Here is a 17,388-nt window from a genome sequence, read left to right as displayed (position 1 = left end):
CACCTCCGTCAACGCGCATGTGAGCGCTGAGACTAACTCGCGAGGAGGTTGACGACCGCGAAGTACCGCCGTTAGCGTGGCCGGAAAGCGCTTTCCATTGCTGCTGCCAGGAGGTGTGATGGCGGTTCGGACCATCGGAGTGGCGGTCAACGGCGTCACCGGGAGGATGGGGTACCGCCAGCACCTGGTCCGGTCCCTGCTGCCGTTGCGCGAGGAGGGCGTGCGGCTGGCGGACGGGACCGTGCTGAAGGTGGAACCGGTCCTCGTGGGCCGCAACGCCGGCAAGCTCGAGGAGATCTCCCGGCGCCACGACGTCGCGCGGTGGACGACGGACCTCGACAGCGCCCTCGCGGACCCGTCGGTGGAGGTCTACTTCGACTCGCAGATCACGTCGCGGCACGTCGAGTCGATCACCAGGGCGATCGCGGCCGGCAAGCACGTCTACACCGAGAAGCCCGTCTCCGGGACGGTCGGGGAAGCGCTGGAGCTCGCGCGCCTGGCCGACGAGAAGGGCGTCAAGCACGGTGTCGTGGCGGACAAGCTGTACCTGCCGGGCATCCGCAAGCTCAAGCGGCTGGTCGACGGCGGCTTCTTCGGCCGGATCCTGAGCGTGCGCGGCGAGTTCGGCTACTGGGTCTTCGAGGGCGACTGGCAGTCCGCGCAGCGCCCGAGCTGGAACTACCGCGCGGAGGACGGCGGCGGCATCGTCTCGGACATGTTCTGCCACTGGAGCTACCTGCTCCACGACCTGTTCGGCCGGGTCGAGGCCGTCACGGCCAAGGCGGTCACGCACATCCCCGCCCGCTGGGACGAGCGGGGCAACGCCTACGAGGCGACGGCGGACGACTCCGCGTACGGGATCTTCGAGATCGAGAACGGCGTCATCGCGCAGATCAACTCGTCCTGGTGCGTGCGGGTGCGCCGCGACGAGCTCGTCGAGTTCCAAGTGGACGGCACCGAGGGCAGCGCGGTCGCGGGGCTGCGCGAGTGCTTCGTGCAGCCCCGCGCCGTCACGCCGAAGCCGGTGTGGAACCCGGACCTGCCGGTCGCGCACCCGTTCCGCGAGCAGTGGCTGCGGGTGCCGGACAACGAGGACTTCGACAACGGCTTCAAGGTGCAGTGGGCCGAGTTCCTGCGGCACGTGGCCGAGGACGGGCCGTTCCCGCACGACTTCCGCGCCGGGGCGAGAGGTGTCGCGCTCGCGGCCGCGGGACTTCTGTCCTCTTCGGAGGGTCGGCGGGTGGAGGTCGCGCGTGTCTAGCGCGAAGCCGTTCAACCGCACCGTGTTCGCGGCGGCGCACGTCGTCGCGCGGGACGAGCGCACCGTCGACTGGGACGCCACCCTGGCGTTCCGGCACCACCTGTGGTCGCACGGTCTCGGCGTCGCGGAGGCGATGGACACCGCGCAGCGCGGCGCCGGCCTCGACTGGACCGCGGCCGCCGAGCTCATCCGCCGCAGCGCCGCCGAGAAGGCAGGGCGGATCTGCGCGGGTGTGGGCACCGACCACCTGACCGGCGAGGCGGGCCTCGGCGAGGTCCTGGACGCCTACCTGGAACAGCTCGACGTCGTGCAGGAGGCCGGCGCGCAGCCCGTGCTGATGTGCTCGCGCCGGCTCGCGGCGGCCGCGCGGGGACCGGAGGACTACGAGAAGGTCGTCGGCACGGTGCTCGACCGCGTCGGCGAACCCGTGATCCTGCACTGGCTCGGCACCGCGTTCGACCCGGCGCTGCGGGGCTACTGGGGTGCGGCGGACGTCCCGCGGGCGACCCGGAACCTCCTGGAGATCATCCGATCGCGGCCGGACAAGGTCGACGGCGTGAAGGTCTCGCTGCTCGACGCCGGCCACGAGATCGGGCTGCGGCGAGCGCTGCCTCCCGGTGTCCGCTGCTACACCGGCGACGACTTCCACTACCCGGACCTGATCGCGGGTGACGAGCAGGGCCACAGCGACGCGCTGCTCGGCATCTTCGACCCGATCGCGCCGGTCGCCGCCCGCGCCCTGGCGAAGCTGGCCGAGGGCGACACCGGGGGGTTCCACGGCGTCCTGGCACCCACGGTCGCTTTGTCGCGCCACCTCTTCAGCGCGCCGACGTACCACTACAAGACCGGCGTCGTGTTCCTGGCGTGGCTCGCGGGACACCAGGAGCACTTCCGGCTGCTCGGCGGCCTGGAGTCCGCCAGGAGCGCCGAGCACCTCGCCGAGGCGAAACGCCTCGCGGAGATCGCCGGCGTGGTCGAGCCGGACCTCGCGGAGCGGAGGTGGCGGCAGTGGCTCGCCTCTCGCTGAACCAGGCGACGGTCAAACGCGCGACCGTCGCCGAGGCCGTCGAAGGGTGCGCCCGGCACGGCATCGAGTCGATCGGGCTGTGGCGCGAACCGGTGGCGGAGCACGGGCTCGGACGCACCGCGAAACTCGTCGCGGACGCCGGGTTGCGGGTGTCGTCGTTGTGCCGCGGAGGGTTCCTCACGGCCGTCGACAACCGGGCCGCGCTGGACGACAACCGCCGTGCGATCGACGAGGCGGCGGCGCTGCGCACCGGCACCCTCGTCATGGTCGTCGGGGGAGTGGCGGGCGACAAGGACCTCGTCGGCGCACGTCAGCGCGTCGCCGACGCCATCGCGGAGCTCTCGGTGCACGCGGCGCAGGCGGGCGTGGTCCTCGCACTGGAGCCGATGCACCCGGTGTTCTGCGCCGATCGAGGCGTGCTCTCGACGTTGTCGCAAGCGCTCGACATCGCCGAACGGCACCCGTCGGTCGGTGTCGTCGTCGACGCGCTGCACGTCTGGTGGGATCCCGACCTGGACGCGCAGATCGCGCGCGCGGGGCCGCGCATCGCGTCGTACCAGGTGTGCGACTGGCTCACACCCGTGCCCGCCGACGTATTGCTGGGCCGCGGTTATCCGGGTGACGGCGACATCGACCTGCACCGCCTGACCAGTCACGTCGCCGCGACCGGGTACGCGGGCGACGTCGAGGTGGAGATCTTCAACGCCGACATCTGGGCGGCGGACCTCGACGAGGTCGTCGGGGAGGTGGCGCGCCGGTACCACGACGTCGTGGAACCGGCGCTGTAGAACGCCCGCGCGGGGAAGCCGGTCGTCGACGGCGGCGACGACCGACCCCGGCGTGGTGCCCTGTATAGCCGAAATCCGGTGCCCGGTGGTCCGGAACCCGGAGAATTCCGAGAAAGATCAGCCGCCGTTGAAGAACCGGTAGACCTTCTCGCGGTGGCGCGGACGCGTCGTCGTGATCTTGATGACCGCGTCGAACATGGACCGGCCGAGCTCCGCGCGGGCCGCGACGGCCGGGTGCGTGGTGCTGAAGTCCTGGTCGTTGGTGGCCTTGTCGCCCGCGAAGTCACCGGAGGCGAACATCGAGTAGACCAGGATCGCGCGGTTGTCCTCGCTGAACATGATCCCGGCCTCGTTGCGGCCGTCCTCGAACCAGCCGGCCTTCGTCGCGACGCGCAGGCGCTCGTTCGTCGTGAGGTTGAGCCGCACGCCGTCGGTGAAGCTCGCCGTCGCGCGCAGGATGTTGAGCAGGTAGGCCGTCGACGCGGCGGACAGCAGCTGCCCGTCGACCAGCTTCTGCAGCAACGTGTGCGTCTCGCGCGCCGTCGTGGTGCCGAGGAAGAAGCGGTTGGGGTTGGCCACCGGGACGACCTGGGTGTGCACGAAGCCCTTGGACCGCAGGATCTCGTTGAGCTCCAGCGCGGGCACGACCAGGCCGCACAGGCGGACGGCGGTGTTGTCGGAGACGGTGAGCAGGTTCGCGAGGGCGTGGCCGACGGTGACCTCGCTCGGGTACGCGCCGTCGAGCGCGAAGATGCCGTCGGTGTCCTGGATGACGATCGCCGCGGACACCGTGACCGTCTGGTCGAGCCTGATCAGCCCGCGGTCCACCTTGTCCAGCACGGCGACCGCGACCGCGATCTTGTTCACGCTGTAGGCCTCGACGACCTGGTCGGCGTTCTCGTCGACGGCGGCCCTCGTCGTCCCGTCGAGATCGGCGACGGTGATCAGCGACGACCACGTACCCCGCGCCCTGCGGGTCTGCCGCCGGTAGATCTGGGCGATGCGCTTGCGCGACCTGTCGGCGGTCGTCGGGAAGCGTTCGATCTCGGGCTCCGAGTCTTCCTGCGCCTGCGCTGCACCGTGGGAGCCGAGCACGGCCGTCGCGGCCGCGACGGTTCCCAGCCCGAACACGGACCTGCGGTTCAATGTCATGCGAGGTATCAAAACAGGCGGCACTGACGTTTCCCTGACTAGGGTTGCCGATCATGGAACACGTCTTCGTGGTGACCGGCGCCTCCCGGGGCATCGGCGCGGCAACCGCCTCCCTCGCGGCCCAGGCGGGCTACCGCGTGGTCAGGGCGTCGCGCTCGGCCGAAGAATCTGTCGGCGATCGCGGCTGGGACGCGCGATGCGACGTCTCTTCGTGGGATTCCGTGCAGGATCTGATGTCCCGAGTGGAGTCGCGTTGGGGACGAATAGATGTCGTGCACGCCAACGCGGGCGTTTCGGTCGACACGTCGTTCGTCTCTTCGTCGGGTGCCGAGCCTTCCGAATGGACGGACATGGTGGTGACGAACGTCTGCGGACCGGCCTTCACGGCGCGCGCGGCGATGCCCGCCCTGCTGCGTTCGGGCGGTCATCTGGTGCTGACCGGCTCGGCCGCCGGGCGCGGGGTGCGGCCGGGGAACCTGTACTCGGCGACGAAGTGGGCGATCACCGGCCTGGCGCAGGCGATCCGGGCGGAGGCCGTCGGCACCGGCGTGCGCGTGACGGTCGTCCAGCCCGGACTGGTCGACACGGACGCCATCCCGGCGTCGCGTGTGGATGATCCGAAGCTGGAGCCGGAGGACGTGGGCCGGGCGGTGCTGTACGCGGTGTCGCAACCGTCCACTGTGGACGTGAACGAGATCCTGATCAGGCCCACCGGTCAGGCGGCGCACCGCTGAGGGTGCGCGCCCCTCACGCCTCGCCGAGGAACTCGACCAGCAGCCGGTTCACCTCGTCCGGCCGCTCCAGGTACCCGACGTGCCCCGCGTCCGCGACCTCGGCGTACCGGGCGCCCGGGATCGCGGCCGCCACCTCGCGCGACAGCCGCGGCGGCAGCACGACGTCGTCGGCGAACCCGATGACCAGGGAGCGCACGGTGATCGCGCGGTACGCGTCCAGCCTCGTGTCGTATTCGCCGAGGGAGAGCTGGACGCGTTCGCCCGCGGTCAGCGAGGAGCCGGCGAACTCGTACATCTGCAGCCAGTCGCGGGCGATGACCGGGTCGGCCAGCGTCGCCTGCGAGACGTTGCGGACCAGCGACGCCACCGCGTAGAACGCCTGCGGGATCTCGACGCCCTTGTCGTGCAGGTCGCACAGGGTCGACGACCACGCCTGCTGCACCGGTTCGGGACGGCCCGCCGTCGCCATCATCACCGCGCTGCGCACCAGCGACGGGCGGGTCAGCGCCAGCTCCTGGGTGATGCGGGCACCCATCGAGGTGCCGATCACGTGCGCCGGGCCGCCCAGGTGCTCGATCAGGGCGGCGGTGTCGGCGACCATGTCGTCGAGCGTGAAGCCGTCGCCGCACTCCGAGGACGGCCTGATGCCGCGGTTGTCGAAGTACGCGACGCGGTAGCCCGCCTTGACCAGCGCGGGCACCTGGTAGGTGCGCCAGACCCTGCCGGGGCTGCCGGTGCCCATCACGAGCACGACGAGGTCGCCGGAACCCTCGGTCTGGACGTTCAGGTCGATGCCGTTGAGCTGGACGAGCGCCATTCCGGAGATCCTAGTGACGTCAGAACCGGCACAGGGGCCGAATGACGGCGGCGTGTGAGGGATAACGCGCGCACAGGTCGTCCGCGTGGCCGAAGGTCACGATGTCGTCGGTGTACGGCGGCACGACGACGGTGCCCACCAACGACCAGTCGCCGGCCGGGGTGCTGCCCTGCCACACGCCGGCGGGCACCACGACCTGCGGGTTCGACGCGCTCAGCACCGGCTCGGCCACCGACCCGTCCGGGTGCAGCAGCAGCATCCGCAACGGCGAGCCGGCGTGGAAGTGGTAGATCTCCAGGTGCTCCAGCACGTGCATGCCGGAGAAGTCCGGGCGGCGCAGCAGGTACGCGATCGCGGACACCTCGTCGGACCGGTGCGTCTGCGCGAAGTGGCCGCCCTCGACGGGCAGTTCCTGCATGCCGAGGTCGCTGATCAGCTGTTCAGGGGTCACGTCATCTCCGGGAGCGGGGAACCGTGCACGACGACCATGCCCTTGCCGAGCCGCTTCGCCGTGTACATCGCGGTGTCCGCGGCCCCGAGCACGTCGTCGGCGGTGATCGAGGGGTCGTACGAGAACCGTTGCGCCACACCGATGCTGGCGTGCACCCGGTGCACCCGGCCGTGCACCTCGTGCGGGTGTCCCAGCACCGCGAGCAGCCGGTCGCCGATCTCCTCCGCGTCGCCGCCGTCCACCAGCACGCCGAACTCGTCGCCGCCCAGGCGCGCCACGGTGTCTTCGGGCCGTACGTTGTTCTGCAGCCGTGCGGCGACATTGCGCAGGACGACGTCGCCCTCGGCGTGGCCGTTGTTGTCGTTCACGGCCTTGAAGCCGTCCACGTCGATGAACAGCAGGATCAACGGCTTCTCGCGGTCGCGCACCGCGAGAGCGCGCTCCAGCCGTTCGCGGAACAGACTGCGGTTCGCGACGCCGGTCAACGGGTCGTGCGTCGCCTCGTGCCGCAGCTGCTCGCGGGAGACGCGGAGCTGGTCCATCAGGCGGACGTTGTCCATCATCGTGAGCAACTGACGCACGATGACCAGGCATACGACCATGAGCCCGACGTAGATCTCGACGGGGTTGAGGCGCCCGCCCGTGGCCGTGTTCCAGATGACGAACAGGCCGGTGATCGCGAGCGGCAGGTACGGCACGAGCAGGTGCAGCAGGTCGGCCATCCGCACGCGGCCGGGCGTGGGGTCGAGGTCGCGCACCGGTGCCAGCGCGCTCAGCAGGAAGAACGCCGGGCACAGCATGAAGCCGATGTCCACCGACGCCGGGATCGCCGTGATGCCCTTCGAGATGTGGAACGCGAACAGCCACCCCGACGACGACTGCGCGATGCCGGCCAACGCCACGAAGAACATCGGCCACTGGCGCACGGCCTGATGCGTCCACGACATCACCACGATCGCCACGAGCAGCACGAGGTACGCGGCGGGATGCGCGATGACCGTGGCGAACCCGGGGCCCTCGGTCGCCCACGCGCGGGTCAGCGACTCCAGCGCCGACACCCACGTGAGCACGAACAGCGACCCGATGACGATCAGCCCGTCGAGCACGATCACCGTGCGGCTGCGGTAGCTCGGCAGCAGGTCGTCGGCACGGCGCTGCTGGGCCTTGGCGATCACCGCGGCCAGGCACAGGACCGGCACCATCGTGAACCCGAGCGGCGCGATCGTCGAGGACGGCAGCTGCACGCCCAAGATCTGCTGGCCCCAGATCCAGGCGGACAACCCGATGCTCAGGCTGGTCATCGCCGCGGTCATCCACCGGTCGCGCCGGCGCGCGTAGACGACGAGGGCCGCGACGGCGAAGACGAGCTGGACCACCTTGTCTATTGCGATACCGATATCGCGCGGCACGGTGAGGGCGGTGAGGATGGCGACGGCCATGAAGGCGCCGACACATCCCGCGACAACCCAGAACCTCTGCACCCGCTGCTCCTGGTGATCGAAACCCGACCACCGTAGTGACGCCGACGCGGACTTGTCGAACCGTGTCGGTGCAAGTCACCCGCAGGCGCACCGGATATGGTTCGAACTGTTGTTCGTTCCTGCTTCGGGGAGTTGGCTGGCGTGCGGGTGTTCGGGGTCGACCCCGGTCTGACGAGGTGCGGCTTCGGCGTGGTCGACGGCGGCCCGGGCCGAGTCGTGCGCGCGGTGGCCGTCGATGTCCTGCGCACGCCCGTTGACGCTCCTCTGTCCGTGCGCCTGCACGAGCTGTACATCGGCGTCTGCGAATGGCTCGACCGCTACGAACCGCAGGTCGTGGCCATCGAACGGGTCTTCGCGCAGCACAACGTCCGCACCGCGATGGGCGTCGCGCAGGCGTCGGGCGTCGTCGCCCTGGCCGCCGCGCAGCGGGGCCTGCCGGTCGAGTTCCACACGCCGTCCGAGGTGAAGGCGGCGGTCACGGGGTCCGGCCGCGCGGACAAGGCGCAGGTGACGGCGATGGTGACCAAGCTGCTCGGGCTGAAGGTCGCGCCGAAGCCCGCCGACGCGGCGGACGCGCTGGCGCTGGCCATCTGCCACCACTGGCGCGCGCCGATGCGGTCGCGGCTGGAGGAGGCGCAGGCACGGGCGGCGGAGCTGGCACGGGTGCACAAGGCGAAGCTCGCCGAAGCAGCCAAGCGCGCCAACTAGTCTCGAAGCACGTCATGACCGGAGGAACCAGGTGATCTCGTCACTGCGCGGCCAGGTGCAGCACGTCGGCCTCGACCACGCCGTCGTCGAGGTGGGCGGCGTCGGGTTCGCCGTCCAGGCCACCCCCACCACCCTCGCCGGCCTGCGCCGCGGTGAAGAGGCCGCGCTCGCCACCACACTGGTCGTGCGCGAGGACAGCCTGACGCTGTTCGGGTTCGCCGACGCCGAGGCGCGCGAGCTCTTCGGCCTGCTGCAGACGGTGAGCGGCATCGGGCCCCGCATCGCGCTGGCCACCCTCGCGGTCCTGGAGCCGGACAAGCTGCGGCACGCGCTCGCCGAGGGCAACATCACCGTGCTGACGCAGGTGCCGGGCATCGGCAAGAAGGGTGCGGAGCGGCTCATCATCGAGCTGCGCGACAAGGTCGGTCAGCTGCCCACGCCGACGACGCCGGCGCACAGCCAGACGCGTGACCACGTCGTGGAGGCGCTTCTCGGGCTTGGGTTCCCGGCCAAGGCCGCCGAGCAGACGGTCGACAGCGTGCTCGCGGACAACCCCGACCAGTCGACGTCCGCCGTGCTGCGCCGTTCGCTCGCCACGCTGGGGCGCAAGTGATGGAGGACGAGCTCAGCCCGTACGTCGCGCCGGCCGAGCGGGACGTCGAGACCAGCCTGCGGCCCGCCGACCTGCACGAGTTCGTCGGCCAGCAGCGGGTGCGGGAGCAGCTCGAGCTCGTCCTGCACGGGGCCATGCGGCGGGGGACCGCGCCGGACCACGTGCTGCTCAGCGGGCCGCCCGGACTCGGCAAGACCAGCCTCGCGATGATCATCGCGAAGGAGCTCGGCAGCGCCATCCGGATCACCAGCGGGCCCGCGCTCGAACGGGCGGGGGACCTCGCGGCGATGCTGTCGAACCTCATCGAGGGCGACGTGCTGTTCATCGACGAGATCCACCGCATGGCTCGGCCGGCCGAGGAGATGCTGTACCTCGCGATGGAGGACTTCCGGGTCGACGTCGTCGTCGGCAAGGGCCCCGGCGCGACCAGCATCCCGCTCGACATCGCGCCGTTCACGCTGGTCGGGGCCACGACGAGGTCCGGTGCGCTCACGGGACCGCTGCGCGACCGGTTCGGCTTCACCGGGCACATGGAGTTCTACAGCCCCGACGAGCTCGACCTCATCGTGAAGCGCAGCGCCAAGATCCTCGGGGTCGACCTCGACGCCGACGGCGCGCTCGAGATCGCCGGGCGCAGCAGGGGCACCCCCCGCATCGCCAACAGGCTGCTGCGGCGCGTGCGGGACTTCGCCGAGGTCAGGGCCGACGGCAGGGTCACGGAGGAGATCGCGCGGCAGGCCCTCGAGGTCTACGACGTCGACCAGCTCGGCCTCGACCGCCTCGACCGCGCGGTGCTCACCGCCCTGGTCAAGAGCTTCAACGGGGGACCGGTCGGCGTGTCCACGCTCGCGGTCGCCGTCGGTGAGGAGCCGACCACGGTCGAAGAGGTGTGCGAACCGTATTTGGTGCGGGCTGGCATGCTGGCCAGGACACCGCGCGGTCGAGTGGCGACGCCCGCCGCGTGGCACCACCTGGGGCTGGAACCGCCCGCCGGTGATCAACTGTGGTGACCTGGCACAATCGGTGAAAGCACCTGGACATATCGGACGTGCGTCGAGGCATGTCCACTTGATCGGAGAATGATGGGCAACCTTTCGTCTTTGATGTTCCCGTTGCTCCTGGTTCTGCTCGCGGTGCCGCTGTTCCTCAGCGCGCGCAAGCAGAAGAGGGCGATGGCCGAGCAGCAGCAGCTGCAGAGCTCGCTCCAGCCGGGGGACAAGGTCATGACGACTTCGGGTCTCTACGGCACCGTCGCCGACGCGAGCCACGACACCACCATCGACATCGAGATCTCCGAGGGTGTCGTCACGCGGTGGCTGCGCGCCGCCATCCGCGAGAAGGTGGCCGAGACCGACGAGGCCGTGGTCGAGGACAAGGCCGACGAGCCCGAGGCCGAGGTGACCACCGCCCCCGCCGCACAGGTCGCGGAGCCCCTGGACCACAACGTCAAGAAGTAACCGGCGGACTCGTGACACCTGGAGTTGGCAACTGTGAAGACCGCCAACTCCAGGTAGTGACGCGCAGCTCACGCGGCGCGCGTTACGCTGCGCGCTCGGAAACCATCGCTACTAGGAGACGGACGGATCGTGGCACCTCCGGCCGGGCAAATTCGCCCTGCGAAATATCTGGCGAGTTTTGTCCTCATCGTGGTCGCGCTCTACGCCCTGGTGTTCTTCACCGGGAACGGTTCGGCCAAACCCAAGCTCGGAATCGACCTCCAGGGCGGCACGCTCGTCACGCTGACCGCGCGTCAGGAAGACGGGGCCCAGCCCAGCGAGGAAGCGCTCAACCGCGCACGTGACCTCATCGAGGTCCGCGTCAACGGTCTCGGCGTTTCCGGTGCCGAGGTCGTGCGGGACGGCAACAACCTGGTGATCACGGTCCCGGGTGCGGACAGCGAAGGCGCGAAGGGCCTCGGCCAGACCGCTCGCCTCGCGTTCCGCAAGGTCATCGGCCAGCCGGTCCCCGCGGGCGCCGCCCCGAACCCCTCGCAGCCGTCGTCGAGCACCGCGCCGTCCAGCGGTGCGAGCACGCCTCCCGCGACCCCGCCGAGCCAGAGCGCCGGTCAGGCTCCGCCGTCGAGCGGCGCCCCGCAGGGCCGCCCCGCGCCGAACCTGGCCGCGCAGCCGTCCAGCACCCCGCCGAGCAGCGGCGCCGCGCCGTCCAGCAGCGCGAGCACGCCGCCCGCCCCCTCCAACGTCGACCCGAAGGTCGCGAAGGAGATCCAGGAGGCGAAGGCGCTGCGCCAGAGCACGGACCCGCAGGTCCTGCAGCAGGCCGCGCTCCTGCTCGACTGCACGCAGCCCGACCCGCTGCGCGGCAACGACGACCTGGACAAGCCGCTCGTCACCTGTGACGAGAAGGGCGAGTTCAAGTACACCCTGGCCCCGGTCAACCCTCCCAAGGAGGACACCGAGACCAAGGCCGACGACTACTCGAACTACTCCCGCCTCACCGGTGAGGACATCAACAACGCCGCGGCGAACAACAACCCGAACGGCACCGGCTACGTCGTCAACCTCGACTTCAAGTCCGAGGGCGGCAGCAAGTGGGCCAAGTTCACCTCCGCCAACGTGCAGCAGGCCGTCGCGGTCGTGCTCGACGGCGAGGTCATGTCCGCCCCGACCATCCAGTCGGCCATCGAGGGCGGCTCGACCGAGATCAGCGGCAAGTTCACGCTGAAGGAAGCCCAGAACCTCGCGAACACGCTGAAGTACGGCGCGCTGCCGCTGTCCTTCGACTCGTCCGAGGCGCAGACGGTCTCCCCGACGCTCGGCCTGCAGTCGCTCAAGGCGGGCCTGATCGCCGGCGGCATCGGCCTCGCGCTGGTCTTCGTCTACTGCATGTTCTACTACCGCCTCCTGGGCATCCTGACGATCCTGTCGCTCGCCCTGTCCGCCGTGATCATCTACGCGGTGCTGGTCCTGCTCGGCCGCCTCATCGGGTTCACGCTCGACCTCGCCGGCATCGCCGGGTTCATCGTCGCGATCGGTATCACCGCGGACTCGTTCATCGTCTTCTTCGAACGACTGAAAGACGAAGTGCGTGAAGGCCGCACGTTCCGTTCGGCCGTCCCGCGCGCATGGGTTCGTTCCCGCCGCACGATCCTCTCGGCCGACGCGGTCAGCTTCATCGCCGCCGCCGTGCTGTACGTGATCGCGGTCGGCCAGGTGAAGGGCTTCGCGTTCACCCTCGGCATGTCGACGGTCCTCGACCTCGTGGTCGTGTTCCTCGTGACGCACCCGCTGGTCGCGATGGCGTCGAAGTCCAAGTTCCTGTCCAACCCGAGCCTGTCCGGCCTGGGCGGTGCCGCCCGCGAGGGCGCCGCGCACCGCGCCGCCACGACCGGCAAGACCACCGCCGTGAAGGGGGCCTGACATGGGCAGCGTGCTCTCGCGCCTCTACGTCGGCAACGGCGCCTTCGACATCGTCGGCAAGCGCCTCCGCTGGTACATCACGTCCAGCATCATCCTGCTGGTCTGCATCGGCTCGATGGTGTTCAACGGCTTCAACCTGGGCATCGACTTCAAGGGCGGCACGAAGATCTCGATGCCGTCGGTCTCGGCCAGCGGCCAGTCCATCTCGACGGGCGCCGTCGAGGACGCGTTCGCCAAGGCGATCCCGGACAAGAAGCCGACCGCCGTGCAGGCCGTCGGTTCCGGTGCCAGCGCGACGATCCAGATCAAGTCGCCCGCGCTGAACATCCAGGAGGTCGCGGCCCTCAAGACGGGCCTCGCCCAGGACACCCAGCCGCAGGGCGGCCAGTCGGCGATCTCCGACAGCGCCGTCTCCGCGTCCTGGGGCGGTGAGATCAGCGGCAAGGCCCTCTGGGCCCTGTTCTGGTTCTTCGTCGCGGTGACGCTGTTCCTCGCGTTCTACTTCGAGTGGCGCATGGCCGTCGGCGCGCTCGTCGCCGTCTTCCACGACGTCATCATCACCGCGGGCGTGTACTCGCTCATCGGCTTCGAGGTGACGCCCGCGACGGTGATCGGTCTGCTCACGATCCTCGGCTTCTCCCTGTACGACACGGTCGTCGTGTTCGACAAGGTCAAGGAGAACACCCGCGGCCTGCTGGGCCTGACCCGCCGCACCTACGCCGAGGCCGCGAACCTGGCGCTGAACCAGACCCTGATGCGCTCGATCAACACCTCGCTGATCGCGCTCCTCCCGGTCATCGGCCTGCTGGTCGTCGGCGTCGGCATCCTGGGCGTCGGCACGCTGCAGGACCTCGCGCTCGTGCAGCTCGTCGGCATGTTCATCGGCGCCCTGTCCTCGATCTTCATCGCCACCCCGGTGCTGGTGGACCTGAAGATGCGCGACCCGAAGTACATCGCGCAGGCCAAGCGCGTGGCCGCCCGCCGCGCCAAAGCCTCGGGCCCGCAGCCGGCCGAGGGCATCGAGTCGGCCGACGAGGACGCCCTCGCCGCCGACCTGCGCAAGGAAGAGGCGTACGCCGCCGCCGCGTCGGTGCCCCACCGCACCGCCAAGGCGGGCGACGCCCGCCGCCGTCCGACCGGGAAGCGCCAGCGTTGAAATTGGATCGTGCTCTGGGACTGATGCGCGAGGTCCCGGACTTCCCCCGGGCGGGGGTCGTCTTCCGGGACCTCACGCCGGTCCTCGCCGACCCGGACGCCCTGCGCGCCGTGGTCGACGCCCTGCAGGACAAGATCGACGACAGCACCCAGGTGATCGCCGCCATCGAGTCGCGCGGCTTCCTCCTGGGCGCCGCCCTGGGCTACGGCTGGCGCTACGGCGTCGTGCCGCTGCGCAAGCCGGGCAAGCTGCCGGTCGTCGCCGACTCGGTCTCCTACGACCTGGAGTACGGCTCCACGTCGCTGGAACTGCCCGGCGGGGCGATCCAGCCCGGCCAGCGCGTGGTCGTGGTCGACGACGTCCTGGCCACCGGGGGCACCGCGGAGGCCGCCTGCACGCTCGTGGAGCGCGCGGGAGGCATCGTCACGGGTGTCTCGGTGGTGCTGGAGATCGCGGCGCTGGAGGGCCGCTCACGGCTCGCGGGCCGCGACGTCCAGACGCTTGTGACCGTGTAGAGGTTGTGCTTCGGAAGGGCCGGTGACGAGTCGTCGCCGGCCCTTCCGCGTGTCAGCCGCTGACCGGCGTGACGACGAACCGGTGGGCGACCACGACGGTGATCGCCCACAGGAAGTAGAAGATCGGCAAGGCCAGCACGACCAGCCGCCACGCCTTCATGCCACCGTGCCCCACCCTCGTCAGCGCGGCGGACGCGCCCAGCCACGGCACCACGCCTAGGAGCAGCGCGCGCAACGCCTCACCACCGCCGTTGACGACCAGGTTGAGCAGGACGATCGCGGCGTACCAGATGCCCGCGAACGCCAGGCAGTGCCAGAGCGGCCGGTGCGAGTGCATGGCGTCAGCCTTCCAGGCGTGCTCGAGCACGCTGCTCACCCGTCCATCGCCTGGCTCGCGAGCAATCCTTCATCACGCCACCGGCGGAGGGGCCACGAGTGCGGCGCCGATGCTCACGAACACCAGCGTCACGAGCGACGCCGGCGCCGTCACGACCGCGATCTCCCACAGCCTCGGTGCCTTCGCGCGGCGCAGCACCAGCCAGCTCAGGGTGGTCGCCACCACCCAGCCCACCGACGAGCCGATGATCGACCTCGGATCGATGTAGCCCGGGTCGTCGAGGGCGAGGTACGCCATCGTGCCGAGCCACACGAACGTCATGGCGGCGCACCAGAGCAGGGTCCTCACGGGTTCGAGTCTGTCAGGTGCCCCGGCGGTACCGGTCCGGTACGTGACCTTCTTCGCCGGACGTGTGCCGAACGGATTTATTTGGTCCATTCTCTTGCGTGTTCGCTTACTGCTGATTATGTCGCGTATAGAGAGATGTGCACTAACGGCGCCTATAGCGTTTGTCCAGGTTGTTCACTCGAACGTGTGTGCTCTGACGTGCTTTTACGATGCGATCTTGCGGTACGGTCGAACGCATGAGCGAACCGGACTTCCGCCTCCTGGCCACCGACGAACTGCTGAATGCGGTCGTCGGTGATGTGGTGGGAATTCGCGTTCTCGAGAATGCGATGATGCAGAAGATCGCTGAACTGGACCGGCGTGGCGCCGCGTCCGAATTGGGCTGTCGGACTGTGGCGCAGGTGCTGCGCCATGCCGTGCGGTGGGACCTGAGGACCGCGCGGCAGTGGGTGGCCCGCGCCGCCAAGCTGGCTCGGGAGGTCACGCCGTCGGGCTCGGCGCTGGAGCCGGAGTTGCCGGCCACCGCCGCGGCGGTGGCGGAGGGGATGCTCTCCGGTGAGCACATCCCGGCGGTCGCCGAGGTGATGGAGGAGTTGCCGCCCGAGGCCGAGCGGCCCGTGGTCGAGTTCGCGTCGCGGCACGAGCCCGCCGCGGTGCGCGCGTTCGGCAAGGAGCTCGCGTACCGGCTCCACCGGCAGGACGAGGATCCGGGCTCCGCCGAGCAGGTGGCGCCGGTCAACCGGCTGCGCACGCAGTGGAAGGGCGACTGGCTGGAGGTGTCGGCCAAGCTCGACAAGGTCACCGGCGCGAAGTTCGAGGCGATGATCGACCCGCTGGCCAAGCCCCGCCCGGCCACTCCGGAGGAGGGCGTGGACCCGCGTTCGCGCGGCGAGCGGGAAGGCGACGCGTTCGCCGACCTGATCGACCTGGTGCTGCGCGCCGATCTCCTGCCCGAGCACGGCGGCGAGCCGGTCACCCTCACCATGACGATGTCGTACGAGGCCTTGGCGGCGGGGACGGGCTTCGCGACGCTCCACAACCGCGTCCCCGTCCCGGCCACCCTGGTCCGCCGCCTCGCCTGCAACGCGGGCGTGATCCCGGTGGTGCTGGGCGGCCGCTCCGAACCGGTGGACATAGGCCGCAAGGCCAGAACGTTCCCCGCCGCCGTCCGCCGCCTGCTGGTGGCGAGAGACCAGGGCTGCACCTTCCCGGGGTGCGACCGCCCGCCGAAGCACTGCGACGCCCACCCCGTCAGGTTCTGGTCGGAGGGGCGGCGAGACGTCCGTGCACAACGCGGCCCTGCTGTGCCGCCACCACCACACCTTGATCCACCGGAGCGAGGGGGAGGTGGAGTTCCACCGGGGAGTCCCGACCTTCGTCCCGCCGGCCCGGCTCGACCCGGACCGCGGCCCGCGGACGAACACCGCCCACCACGTCGCGGCTCAGCCCGTGCCACCAGGGCTTTCGAGCACCCGTTTTCACCCGAAGGAGCTGGTTCGTGGAGGAGGGCCAATGCCTACCGTCGGACGAATGACTGCGATCACCTCCACCGCCTACAGCCGGGACCTGGGCGACGAGCTGCGCCGCCTGCGCGAGAAGTTCACGTCGCTGACCGGCCACGCCTTCGCCGAACAGCTCGGGTGGGACCCGAGCAAGGTCTCGAACATCGAGAAGGGCAAGGCGCGGGCGAGCGAGATCGACCTCGTGCAGTACCTGATGATGTGCGGCCGGGACAGCGCCCATTTCGAGGCCTTCCGCGAGAGGTACCGCTACGCCTTCGACCCGTACGTGCTGGTCGTGCCGGACAACCTGCGCACGCTCGCGATGGCGGAGGCCCAGGCGCAGAAGATCACCTCTTACGACGTGCTGTCTGTGCCGGGTCTCGTCCAAATCCCCGGCTATGCGCGCGCACTGCTCGAAACGGGCCGCAAGACGCCGATGGACGTGGAGAAGAGCTTTCGGTGGCGGATGGACCGACAGGCGGTCCTGAGGCGACCGAACCCTCCGGAGTGCCGCTTCTACGTGCACGAACTAGCCCTGCAGCTCCAGGTCGGCGATGAACGGATCATGGAGGAGCAGTACCTCCGCATGCTGTTCAACACGCACATCGTCCGAATCGTGCCGATGTCCGCTGGTCCGGGTCCGATCCGGATGTCGCCGAGGATGTTGCTCAGCTTCGAGAAGCTGGTGCCGCTGGCGTACAGCGAGACCGACCTGGCGAGGGTGTTCGCGCATGACGGCGCCGCCATCGCGGACAGCCGGGAGTTCTTCAAGTGGTTGGATTCCCGCGCTTTGGATGAGGGACAATCGAAGAGCTTGCTGACGAGCTACATCAGCAGACTTCGGAGGGACCCGCATGAGCCACCGGCGGATCTGGCGCAAGAGCACCTACAGCGGTCCTGAGGGTGATACCGCGTGCGTCGAGGTGTCGCTTTTGCGCGACGCCTTGGTGCGTGACTCGAAGGCGACCGGGAGTGACGTCCTGGTGTTCTCGGCCCGCGCCTGGAGGGCGTTCGTGAAGGCCGTCGCCTGATCGGCTCAACGGAAGTTCGGCTCGCGTTCACCGTGTGAGCTGCGCCGCTCAGCGAGCCATCGGACGTCTCGTCCGCGTTAACGCGTTATC

19 protein-coding genes and 1 pseudogene are annotated in these 17,388 nt (G+C 69.8%); 14 read left to right on the top strand and 6 right to left on the bottom strand.

Annotation, left to right across the window (positions count from 1 at the left end; translation table 11 throughout):
• Window positions 1–118: 118 nt before the first annotated feature.
• Genes L6E10_RS06040 through L6E10_RS06030 form a run of 3 tightly spaced genes read left to right on the top strand, consistent with a single transcriptional unit; the run spans window position 119 to window position 3,076 of the window.
• Entirely contained in the window at window positions 119–1,261 is a 1,143-nt protein-coding gene (locus L6E10_RS06040) for a Gfo/Idh/MocA family protein (protein WP_236217593.1), read from the top strand.
• Complete coding sequence (locus L6E10_RS06035) at window positions 1,254–2,288, top strand: dihydrodipicolinate synthase family protein (protein ID WP_236217591.1); 1,035 nt, start codon at window positions 1,254–1,256, stop codon at window positions 2,286–2,288. The genes L6E10_RS06040 and L6E10_RS06035 overlap by 8 nt, the downstream gene beginning before the upstream one ends.
• Window positions 2,270–3,076, top strand: a complete 807-nt coding sequence (locus L6E10_RS06030; protein ID WP_236217589.1) for a sugar phosphate isomerase/epimerase — start codon at window positions 2,270–2,272, stop codon at window positions 3,074–3,076. The genes L6E10_RS06035 and L6E10_RS06030 overlap by 19 nt, the downstream gene beginning before the upstream one ends.
• Window positions 3,077–3,193: 117 nt before the next feature.
• Here the strand turns inward: L6E10_RS06030 and L6E10_RS06025 are convergent, their stop codons facing one another.
• Window positions 3,194–4,228, bottom strand: coding sequence for a serine hydrolase (locus L6E10_RS06025; protein WP_236217587.1), 1,035 nt, complete (start codon window positions 4,226–4,228; stop codon window positions 3,194–3,196).
• A 50-nt stretch (window positions 4,229–4,278) separates the two neighbouring features.
• On the opposite strand from L6E10_RS06025, the gene L6E10_RS06020 reads away from it, so the two are divergent.
• Complete coding sequence (locus L6E10_RS06020; protein WP_236217763.1) at window positions 4,279–4,962, top strand: SDR family oxidoreductase; 684 nt, start codon at window positions 4,279–4,281, stop codon at window positions 4,960–4,962.
• A gap of 13 nt (window positions 4,963–4,975) precedes the next feature.
• On the opposite strand, the gene L6E10_RS06015 is transcribed toward L6E10_RS06020, so the two are convergent.
• The 3 genes from L6E10_RS06015 to L6E10_RS06005 are packed head-to-tail and all read right to left on the bottom strand — an operon-like array spanning window position 4,976 to window position 7,711.
• On the bottom strand, window positions 4,976–5,779 hold the full coding sequence (locus L6E10_RS06015; RefSeq protein WP_236217585.1) for an alpha/beta fold hydrolase: 804 nt from the start codon (window positions 5,777–5,779) through the stop codon (window positions 4,976–4,978).
• A gap of 19 nt (window positions 5,780–5,798) precedes the next feature.
• Window positions 5,799–6,230, bottom strand: coding sequence for a cupin domain-containing protein (locus L6E10_RS06010; protein WP_308102672.1), 432 nt, complete (start codon window positions 6,228–6,230; stop codon window positions 5,799–5,801).
• Complete coding sequence (locus L6E10_RS06005; RefSeq protein ID WP_236217583.1) at window positions 6,227–7,711, bottom strand: diguanylate cyclase domain-containing protein; 1,485 nt, start codon at window positions 7,709–7,711, stop codon at window positions 6,227–6,229. Before L6E10_RS06005 ends, L6E10_RS06010 begins: the two co-directional genes overlap by 4 nt.
• Window positions 7,712–7,852: 141 nt before the next feature.
• Here L6E10_RS06005 and ruvC point away from each other — a divergent pair, with 141 nt between their 5' ends.
• The 7 genes from ruvC (at window position 7,853) to L6E10_RS05970 (ending at window position 14,080) form a co-directional block, all read left to right on the top strand.
• Entirely contained in the window at window positions 7,853–8,419 is a 567-nt protein-coding gene (ruvC, locus tag L6E10_RS06000) for a crossover junction endodeoxyribonuclease RuvC (protein WP_236217581.1), read from the top strand.
• Between the two features lie 31 nt (window positions 8,420–8,450).
• Window positions 8,451–9,032 carry a Holliday junction branch migration protein RuvA gene (gene ruvA, locus L6E10_RS05995; protein ID WP_236217580.1) on the top strand — a complete coding sequence of 194 codons (582 nt, stop codon included), beginning with the start codon at window positions 8,451–8,453 and terminating at the stop codon, window positions 9,030–9,032.
• Entirely contained in the window at window positions 9,032–10,042 is a 1,011-nt protein-coding gene (gene ruvB, locus L6E10_RS05990) for a Holliday junction branch migration DNA helicase RuvB (RefSeq protein WP_236217578.1), read from the top strand. The genes ruvA and ruvB overlap by 1 nt, the downstream gene beginning before the upstream one ends.
• Before the next feature lie 93 nt (window positions 10,043–10,135).
• A complete protein-coding gene (gene yajC / locus L6E10_RS05985) occupies window positions 10,136–10,489 on the top strand; it encodes a preprotein translocase subunit YajC (RefSeq protein WP_236217576.1) in 354 nt (117 codons plus the stop codon).
• 129 nt (window positions 10,490–10,618) lie between these two features.
• Window positions 10,619–12,409, top strand: a complete 1,791-nt coding sequence (secD, locus tag L6E10_RS05980) for a protein translocase subunit SecD (RefSeq protein ID WP_236217574.1) — start codon at window positions 10,619–10,621, stop codon at window positions 12,407–12,409.
• 1 nt (window position 12,410) lies between these two features.
• Entirely contained in the window at window positions 12,411–13,565 is a 1,155-nt protein-coding gene (secF, locus tag L6E10_RS05975; RefSeq protein ID WP_236217572.1) for a protein translocase subunit SecF, read from the top strand.
• Window positions 13,566–13,588: 23 nt separating this feature from the next.
• Window positions 13,589–14,080 carry an adenine phosphoribosyltransferase gene (locus L6E10_RS05970; protein ID WP_236217570.1) on the top strand — a complete coding sequence of 164 codons (492 nt, stop codon included), beginning with the start codon at window positions 13,589–13,591 and terminating at the stop codon, window positions 14,078–14,080.
• Window positions 14,081–14,132: 52 nt separating this feature from the next.
• Here L6E10_RS05970 and L6E10_RS05965 read toward each other — a convergent pair whose 3' ends face one another.
• Window positions 14,133–14,456, bottom strand: a complete 324-nt coding sequence (locus L6E10_RS05965; RefSeq protein ID WP_236217568.1) for a hypothetical protein — start codon at window positions 14,454–14,456, stop codon at window positions 14,133–14,135.
• A gap of 33 nt (window positions 14,457–14,489) precedes the next feature.
• The gene (locus L6E10_RS05960) at window positions 14,490–14,765 is read right to left on the bottom strand and encodes a hypothetical protein (protein WP_236217566.1); all 276 of its coding nucleotides are present in this window, start codon (window positions 14,763–14,765) and stop codon (window positions 14,490–14,492) included.
• A 209-nt stretch (window positions 14,766–14,974) separates the two neighbouring features.
• Between L6E10_RS05960 and L6E10_RS41150 the strand changes: the two are divergent.
• From L6E10_RS41150 to L6E10_RS40695, 3 genes and pseudogenes are all read left to right on the top strand, one after another.
• Window positions 14,975–15,898 (top strand): annotated as a pseudogene (locus tag L6E10_RS41150) (DUF222 domain-containing protein); the annotation flags it as partial.
• 397 nt (window positions 15,899–16,295) lie between these two features.
• The gene (locus tag L6E10_RS05950) at window positions 16,296–17,168 is read left to right on the top strand and encodes a helix-turn-helix transcriptional regulator (RefSeq protein WP_236217562.1); all 873 of its coding nucleotides are present in this window, start codon (window positions 16,296–16,298) and stop codon (window positions 17,166–17,168) included.
• 31 nt (window positions 17,169–17,199) lie between these two features.
• Window positions 17,200–17,298, top strand: coding sequence for a DUF397 domain-containing protein (locus L6E10_RS40695; protein ID WP_308102671.1), 99 nt, complete (start codon window positions 17,200–17,202; stop codon window positions 17,296–17,298).
• Window positions 17,299–17,388 lie beyond the last annotated feature (90 nt).

Source organism: Lentzea sp. CC55, assembly GCF_021056325.1.
In the GTDB taxonomy this organism is placed as follows: domain Bacteria; phylum Actinomycetota; class Actinomycetes; order Mycobacteriales; family Pseudonocardiaceae; genus Lentzea; species Lentzea jiangxiensis.
The sequence above is the reverse complement of the archived record's forward strand: the minus strand, read 5'-3'. Positions and strand labels throughout refer to the sequence as shown.

What these genes read in the sequence shown, in the direction of transcription:
- ruvB (WP_236217578.1), top strand. Translation starts at nt 9,032, where the DNA reads ATGGAGGACGAGCTCAGCCCGTACGTCGCGCCGGCCGAGCGGGACGTC.
- L6E10_RS06025 (WP_236217587.1), bottom strand. Translation starts at nt 4,228, where the DNA reads ATGACATTGAACCGCAGGTCCGTGTTCGGGCTGGGAACCGTCGCGGCC.
- L6E10_RS06015 (WP_236217585.1), bottom strand. Translation starts at nt 5,779, where the DNA reads ATGGCGCTCGTCCAGCTCAACGGCATCGACCTGAACGTCCAGACCGAG.
- secF (WP_236217572.1), top strand. Translation starts at nt 12,411, where the DNA reads ATGGGCAGCGTGCTCTCGCGCCTCTACGTCGGCAACGGCGCCTTCGAC.
- yajC (WP_236217576.1), top strand. Translation starts at nt 10,136, where the DNA reads ATGTTCCCGTTGCTCCTGGTTCTGCTCGCGGTGCCGCTGTTCCTCAGC.
- L6E10_RS05970 (WP_236217570.1), top strand. Translation starts at nt 13,589, where the DNA reads ATGCGCGAGGTCCCGGACTTCCCCCGGGCGGGGGTCGTCTTCCGGGAC.
- L6E10_RS05950 (WP_236217562.1), top strand. Translation starts at nt 16,296, where the DNA reads ATGACTGCGATCACCTCCACCGCCTACAGCCGGGACCTGGGCGACGAG.
- L6E10_RS06040 (WP_236217593.1), top strand. Translation starts at nt 119, where the DNA reads ATGGCGGTTCGGACCATCGGAGTGGCGGTCAACGGCGTCACCGGGAGG.